Origin of the sequence: Dactylosporangium sp. NPDC050588, assembly GCF_040654975.1 — a bacterium.
Lineage (GTDB): Bacteria > Actinomycetota > Actinomycetes > Mycobacteriales > Micromonosporaceae > Dactylosporangium > Dactylosporangium maewongense.
On record NZ_JBFAJA010000096.1, the window covers coordinates 22689 to 28936 of the forward strand.

Below are 6248 nucleotides of genomic sequence, written 5' to 3' on the forward strand. Positions count from 1 at the left end.
GACAGATGACCCGTCCCACGCCGCTGTCCGGGTTTCCGGAGTGGCTCCCCGAGCAGCGCCTCGTCGAGCAGCAGGTCCTGGACCGGCTGCGGCGCACCTTCGAGCTGTACGGCTTCTCGCCCCTGGAGACGCGCGCCGTCGAGCCCCTCGACCAGCTGCTGCGCAAGGGCGAGACCTCGAAGGAGGTCTACACCCTGCGCCGCCTGCAGGCGGCCGAAGGCGAGGACGAGCAGAGCCTCGGGCTGCACTTCGACCTGACCGTCCCGTTTGCCCGGTATGTCCTTGAGAATGCGGGCAAGCTGCAGTTCCCGTTCCGCCGGTACCAGATCCAGAAGGTGTGGCGGGGGGAGCGGCCGCAGGAGGGCCGCTATCGCGAGTTCCTGCAGGCGGACATCGACATCGTCGACCGTGACACCCTGCCCTCCCACTACGAGGCCGAGATCCCGCTGGTCATCGGCGACGCGCTGCGGTCGTTGCCGATTCCGCCAGTCAAGATCATGGTGAACAACCGCAAGCTGTCTGAGGGGTTCTACCGGGGCCTCGGACTCGAGGACCCCGAAGAAATTCTCAGAATAGTCGACAAACTGGACAAAATCGGTCCAAACGCGGTGAAAGCCGAAATCCAGCAGAAGGCCACCGAGGCGCAGGCCGAGGCGTGCCTCGCCCTCGCCGGGATCAGCGCGCAGGACGCGTCCTTCGCCGACGACGTGCGCAAGCTCGGCGTCGAGCACCCGCTGCTCGACGAGGGCATCGCCGAGCTCACCGCGGTCGTGGAGACCGCCCGCGAGCACAGCCCCGGCCTGGTCGAGGCGACGCTGAAGATCGCCCGCGGCCTCGACTACTACACCGGCACCGTGTACGAGACGGAGCTCGCCGGGTTCGAACGGTTCGGCTCGATCTGCTCCGGCGGGCGGTACGACAACCTCGCCAGCGCCGGTCGCGACGTCTTTCCCGGCGTCGGCATCTCCATCGGCGTCTCGCGCCTGCTCGGCCTGCTCTTCAAGGCCGACGCGCTCGGCGTCACGCGGCCCGTGCCGACCGCCGTCCTCGTCGCGCTGTGGAGCGAGGAGGAGCGCGCCGTCAGCAACCGGATCGCCGCCTCGCTGCGCGCCCGCGGGATCGCGACGGAGGTGGCACCCGTACCGGCGAAACTCGGCAAGCAGATCCGCTACGCCGAACGGCGCGGCATCCCCTTCGTCTGGTTCCCCGCCAACGGGGAGAACCCGGACCAGGTCAAGGACATCCGGTCCGGCGAACAGGCCGGGGCCGAAGCGCAAACCTGGGCGCCCCCGGCCGCGGACATGGCACCGACGCTGCGGTGACAGAATGACTACCACCTGCCCATGCGCGAAGGAGAGAGACATCCCGTGATCCGATCCCATCAGTCCGGCGCCCTGCGGGCCGGCGACGCCGGCACGACCGTGACGCTCGCCGGCTGGGTGGCCCGCCGGCGCGACCACGGCGGCGTGATCTTCGTGGATCTCCGGGACGCCTCCGGTGTCGTCCAGGTCGTGTTCCGCGAGGACATGGAGGTCGCGCACGCGCTGCGCAACGAGTACTGCGTGCTCGTCACCGGCGAGGTGCGCGCCCGGCCCGCCGGCAACGAGAACGCCGACCTGCCCACGGGCGACGTCGAGGTCGTCGCGACGGCCCTCGAGGTGCTGTCGGAGGCCGCGCCGCTGCCGCTGCCGATCGACGACGGCGAGGCCGCCAGCGACGACGTGCGCTACCGGTACCGCTACCTCGACCTGCGCCGCTCCGGCCCGCACAAGGCGATGAAGCTGCGCTCCCGCGCCAACCAGATCGCCCGCAACCTGCTCGCCGACCGCGACTTCGTCGAGGTCGAGACGCCGACGCTGACCCGCTCCACGCCCGAGGGCGCCCGCGACTTCCTGGTCCCGGTCCGCCTGCAGCCCGGCACCTGGTATGCACTGCCCCAGTCGCCGCAGCTGTTCAAGCAGCTGCTCATGGTCGGCGGCCTGGAGCGGTACTACCAGATCGCCCGCTGCTACCGCGACGAGGGCTTCCGCGCCGACCGGCAGCCGGAGTTCACCCAGCTGGACATCGAGATGTCGTTCGTGACCCAGGACGACATCATCGAGCTCGGCGAGTCGATCGTCCGGGCGCTGTGGTCCGACCTGGCCGGCCACGAGATCACCGGCGAGATCCCGAAACTGACCTGGCACGACGCCCTCGCGCGGTACGGCTCCGACAAGCCCGACCTGCGCTACTCCGTCGAGCTGACCGAGCTGACGGACTACCTGCGCGGCACCGAGTTCCGCGTCTTCGCCGGCGCCATCGACGGCGGCGGCTACGTCGGCGGGGTCGTCATGCCCGGCGGCGCCGCGCAGACCCGCAAGGAGCTCGACGCCTGGCAGGACTGGGCGAAGGCGCGCGGCGCCCGCGGCCTCGCCTACGTCGTCCTCGACGCCGAGACCGGCGAGCCGAAGGGTCCCGTCGCGAAGAACCTGTCCGCGGAGCACCTGGCCGGCCTCGCCGACGCCGTCGGCGCCAAGCCCGGCGACGCGGTGTTCTTCGCCGCCTCCGCCGAGCGGCGCCAGGCACAGGAGCTGCTCGGCGCGGCCCGCGTCGAGATCGCGAAGCGGGCGAAGCTCGTCGACGAGTCGGCGTGGTCATTCTGCTGGATCGTCGACGCGCCCATGTTCGAGCCGACCGACCCGGAGGCCGGCGGCACCGGCGGCGGCGCGAAGGGCTGGACGGCCGTGCACCACCCGTTCACCTCGCCCAACCGCGAGTGGATCGACCGCTTCGAGGAGTCGCCGGGCGAGGCCCTCGCCTACGCGTACGACATCGTCTGCAACGGCAACGAGATCGGCGGCGGGTCGGTCCGTATCCACCGGGGCGACGTGCAGCGCCGGGTCTTCGACATGCTGGGCATCAGCGCCGAGGACGCCGCGGACAAGTTCGGCTTCCTGCTCGAGGCGTTCAAGTACGGCCCGCCGCCGCACGCCGGCATCGCCTTCGGCTGGGACCGCATCTGCATGCTGCTGTCCGGTGCCGACTCGATCCGTGAGGTGATCGCGTTCCCGAAGACCGGCGGCGGCTTCGACCCGCTGACCAGCGCGCCGACCCCGATCACCGCGCAGCAGCGGTTGGAGGCCGGCGTGGACGCCAAGCCCAAGGCCGCCGGAGCCCCCGAGGCGAAGGCAGAGGCGAAGACAGAGGTCAAGGCTTGACGGTGCTCGTGACCGGCGCCTCCGGGTATCTCGGAGGCGCCGTCGCCGCCCTGGCCGGGGCCGTCCCCGCGCCGCGGATCGACATCAGGGACCTGGGCGCACTGTCGGCGATGTTCGCCGTGGTACGACCGGCGACGGTCATCCATACCGCCACGGTCCTCGGCAACAAGGGCGGCTCGGCCGGCGACCTCTGGCCGGTCGTCGCGGCGGGCGCCGCCAACGTCGCGGTCGCCGCCCGCTCGATCGGCGCCCGGCTCGTGCACGTCTCCTCCGACGCCGTGTTCGCGGGGCGTGACACGCCGTACACGGAGGCGGACGCGCCGTCGCCGGTCTTCGACTACGGCGCCGCGAAGGCCGCCGCCGAGGAGGCCGTCGCCGCCGTCGACCCGGGCGCGGCGATCGTCCGCACGTCGCTGATCGTCTCCGGCGGGCGCGGGAAGCTGTCCCGGCACGAGCAGACCTGCCTCGACCTGGCGACCGGGGCCGTGACCGGGGCGCTGTTCACCGACGAGATCCGCTGCCCGATCGCCGTCGACGACCTGGCCGCGGCCCTGGTGGCCGTCGCCGCGACGGATCACGCCGGCGTGCTCAACGTGGCCGGCCCCGAGGCGCTGTCCCGGCACGAGATCGGCGTCCGCGTCGCGGAACGGCACGGCGTGGACCCCGCGAAGGTGCCCGCGGCGACGCTCGCGGCGAGCGGAATGACCCGTCCGGCCAGGGTCGTGCTGGACTCCTCGACGGCCCGGGCGCTGCTCGGTCTCACTCCGCGGCCTGTCTGACCAAGGTCTTTCGCAGCGCACACAAAGTTCGAGTGCGGACGCGGAGCGTTCGCATGGGGGGTGTGGGGAGGCGCAGTCCCCCCACAAAACCGCGGCCCACAAGGGTCGGGGAGCTGGAAGCTGTAGGGTCTGGGGCCGTGGACGGCTTGTTCGAGATGCAACCACCGGGCGGCGGCGGCGATCCCGCGCCCCCCGGCGGGTTCGACGACGTGGCCGCCGACGCGCCCCTCGCCGTGCGGATGCGCCCGCGGACCCTCGACGAGCTCGTCGGCCAGCAGCACCTGCTCGCGCCGGGCGCGCCGCTGCGGCAGCTGGTCAGCGGCGACGCGCCGATGTCGGTGATCCTGTTCGGGCCGCCCGGCTGCGGCAAGACCACGGTCGCGCACCTGGTCGCCCGGGCCACCGACCGCAAGTTCGTGGCGCTGTCCGCGCTCAACGCCGGCGTCAAGGACGTGCGGTCGGTCATCGATGTCGCACGCCGGGAGCGCCGCCGGGGCGGGCCACCGACCGTGCTCTTCATCGACGAGGTGCACCGCTTCAGCAAGACGCAGCAGGACTCGCTCCTCGCGGCCGTCGAGGACCGCACCGTCACGCTGCTCGCCGCCACCACCGAGAACCCGTTCTTCTCCGTCATCACGCCGCTCATGTCGCGCTGCGTGCCGCTGAAGCTGCATCCGCTGACCGAGGACGACGTGCGCGAGCTGCTGCGCCGTGCCGTGGCCGACCCGCGGGGGCTCGACGGCAAGGTGACGCTCGCTCCCGACGCGGAGGCGCATCTGGTACGCCTGGCGGGCGGCGACGTGCGGAAGGCCCTCACCGCGCTCGAGGCGGCCGCGGCCGCGACGACGGCACAGGGTGCCGAGGTCATCGACCTGGCCACCGCCGAGCAGGCCATCGACGTGGCGGCGCTGCGGTACGACCGGGACGGCGACGAGCACTACGACGTGGTGAGCGCATTCATCAAGAGCATCCGCGGCTCCGACGTCGACGCCGCCCTGCACTACCTGGCGAGGATGCTGGAGGCGGGGGAGGACGCCCGGTTCATCGCCCGGCGCCTGATCGTGCACGCCAGCGAGGACGTCGGCATGGCCGACCCGACCGCCCTGCAGACCGCGACCGCCGCCGCGCACGCCGTGCAGTTCGTCGGCCTGCCCGAGGCGCAGATCGTCCTGGCGCAGGCGGTGATCCACCTGTCGGTCGCCCCGAAGTCCAACGCGGTCGTGGCCGCGATCGGCGCCGCCATGGCCGACGTCCGCGCCGGGCACGGCGGTGCAGTTCCCGCGCATTTACGCGATTCGCACTACAGCGGTGCATCCAAGCTCGGCCACGGCAAAGGGTACAAATACCCCCACGACGACTCCCGAGGCGTTGTGCAGCAACAGTACGCCCCGGAAGGGCTCGACGACCGGGAGTACTACCGCCCTACGGGCCATGGCGCAGAGCGCGCTGTGGCGGAACGATTGCCGAAACTGCGGCGTATCGTGCGGGGGACCACAGTGTCGGCAGCAGACCCCGCAACCGACGGCGCGACCAGCATGGTGGAGGAGCGGCACCGGTGACATCGGGTCGAGATGAGGCCAAGAAGCGGCGCGGCCGCGGCAAGGCCGAAGAAGGCCCGAGCGACGAGGACCTCGGCTGGCTCGCCGAACTCCGCAGCGCCCGAGGCGACGAGGACGTCCTTCAGCAGCCGCCCGCGACCCCCCGCGACGGCGGGCACGACGTGCTGGACCAGCCGGCCCCCCGCCGCGCCGAGCCCACCCAGGCGTGGCAGCCCCCCCGCGCCGCCGGTCGTGGCGAGGTCGAGCGTGAGTCGCCGTCGGGTGGTGTACCGGCGGCGGGTCGTCGTGCCGCGCCTGAGCCGACGACCGCGTGGCAGGCCCCCCGTGCCGCCGGTCGTGGCGAGGTCGAGCGTGAGTCGCCGTCGGGTGGTGTACCGGCGGCGGGTCGTCGTGCGGCGCCTGAGCCGGCGGCGGCGTGGCAGCCCGAGGCTTCCCAGTCCGGTCGTCGGGCCGCTGGTCGCGGTGCGGCCGATCGTGAGTCGCCGTCGGGTGGCGTGCCGGCGGCGGGTCGTCGTGCCGCCCCTGAGCCGACGTCGGGTGGCGTGCCGGCGGCGGGGCGACGCGCCGCGCCTGAGCCGACGACCGCGTGGCAGCCCGAGACCTCCCAGTCCAGCCGTCGCGCCGCGCCTGACACGTCCCAGCCGGTGGGTCGCCGCGCCGCGCCTGACACGTCCCAGCCGGTGGGTCGCCGCGCCGCGCCTGACACGTCCCAG

4 protein-coding genes and 1 pseudogene are annotated in these 6248 nt (G+C 72.7%); all 5 read left to right on the forward strand.

The window, feature by feature from the left end; all coding sequences use genetic code 11:
- The first annotated feature begins 5 nt into the window (after nucleotides 1–5).
- Nucleotides 6–1322 carry a histidine--tRNA ligase gene (gene hisS / locus AB0I21_RS47160; protein ID WP_360570950.1) on the forward strand — a complete coding sequence of 439 codons (1317 nt, stop codon included), beginning with the start codon at nucleotides 6–8 and terminating at the stop codon, nucleotides 1320–1322.
- 45 nt (nucleotides 1323–1367) lie between these two features.
- A complete protein-coding gene (gene aspS / locus AB0I21_RS47165; protein ID WP_360570952.1) occupies nucleotides 1368–3197 on the forward strand; it encodes an aspartate--tRNA ligase in 1830 nt (609 codons plus the stop codon).
- A gap of 2 nt (nucleotides 3198–3199) precedes the next feature.
- Nucleotides 3200–3976: a sugar nucleotide-binding protein gene (locus tag AB0I21_RS47170; protein ID WP_360570984.1), complete on the forward strand. Its 777-nt coding sequence runs from the start codon at nucleotides 3200–3202 to the stop codon at nucleotides 3974–3976.
- Between the two features lie 155 nt (nucleotides 3977–4131).
- Nucleotides 4132–5535 (forward strand): replication-associated recombination protein A, encoded by a 1404-nt coding sequence (locus AB0I21_RS47175; protein WP_360570986.1) that lies wholly within the window; start codon nucleotides 4132–4134, stop codon nucleotides 5533–5535.
- Nucleotides 5532–6248: pseudogene (locus tag AB0I21_RS47180) on the forward strand (hypothetical protein); the annotation flags it as partial. The gene AB0I21_RS47175 and the pseudogene AB0I21_RS47180, both read left to right, overlap by 4 nt.